Annotated in this window: 2 protein-coding genes; both read right to left on the minus strand. The window is 46.6% G+C overall.

Annotation, left to right across the window (positions count from 1 at the left end):
• Positions 1-930: DUF6453 family protein (locus HMPREF3119_RS19285; RefSeq protein ID WP_168162272.1), on the minus strand; the 930-nt coding region annotated here is incomplete at its 3' end.
• The coding region (locus HMPREF3119_RS19290; protein ID WP_168162273.1) for a phage tail tip fiber protein at positions 927-1,188 on the minus strand (262 nt) is incomplete at its 5' end. The genes HMPREF3119_RS19285 and HMPREF3119_RS19290, both read right to left, overlap by 4 nt.

Genomic DNA, 1,188 nt, shown 5'->3' on the forward strand with positions numbered 1-1,188 from the left:
ACCGCTGACATACAGGCCAAGTGCTGCCAGGTCGTAGTATTTATTCTTGATGGAAGAGACGAACGTGCCATAGTTACCAAGATTAAAATAAGGATTCTTATATTGAGAATAGCCGGACATTGCAGATAACAGCTGCCCTCCCATCAGCGGGCAATATTTGCTGGTATAGGTTGTCTTTCCATTCTGGTTACAGATTTGAATCCCGTATTTTGGCAACACAGATAAATCGGGGTTATGGTCGAATAACAATACATTCAGATATGCGGGAACATCTGTCCATATTGAATTACCACGCCTCAGCATCGTGCATGCCTGAGATTTTGGCCTGACATAGATTGTGTAGCGACTTTCGTTGCTGATGTCGTATCCGGGAATTGTAGCACCGCTTCCTTTTTTCCCGTCGCTGTAAACCGTACCGGCCCACACGCAGTAACCCAGCTTAGAGAAATCAGTCAGCGTTGTAACGCCATTCATACCCCGGAGCTGAATGCCATATTTACCCGCAGCGGATTTCGGTTTTGGGGTACCATATACATCGTACACAAAAAATTTACCGTAAGGATCATCCCCCCAGGCAGAGTAATCACCGCATTCTGCATAAACATATATGTATGGTTCTTCCAGCCATAGTTTGGCTGTCCATAACTGAATAACTCCGGTCAGGCCGTAAGTTCCGGCGGCGTGAGCCCCCTTTTTCACCACAATAAAGCAATTGTAGTCGGACATACCGGGAACCACAGCACGCCATGCCTTGCGGTCACGGATGTATTCCCAGACACCTTCCGGCTCCACTCTGTTTAATTTTGCGGATTCATAGGGGAAATAAAATTTAAACTGCCCCAGTTTTGCCAGTGGCTGACACTGCTCATCATCCAGGTAAAAAGGCTTTGAACCCGTCTCGGGCTGAACATATATACCGTATCGACTCAAGACAACCTCCCGATCCTGACCCGCAACACGTTGTTTTCATCAAAAACATCTATCTTTGCGTTATTAATTTCCATCCGGCCACCTGATGCCGCGCTGCGAACATCAAGAGTTCCGCGGAATGTCGCACTGTTAAATTCGGCATTTCCGGTTTTTGCATCGATCAGAAAGCCGGTTTTACCCGGCACATAGTTCTCAGACTGCATTTTGTCAGTGACAACCACTTCATTAAGCCAGGCTTTGTTAATAAAGGCTTCGTTC

It is taken from the genome of Morganella sp. HMSC11D09, assembly GCF_001807955.1.
Lineage (GTDB): Bacteria > Pseudomonadota > Gammaproteobacteria > Enterobacterales > Enterobacteriaceae > Morganella > Morganella morganii.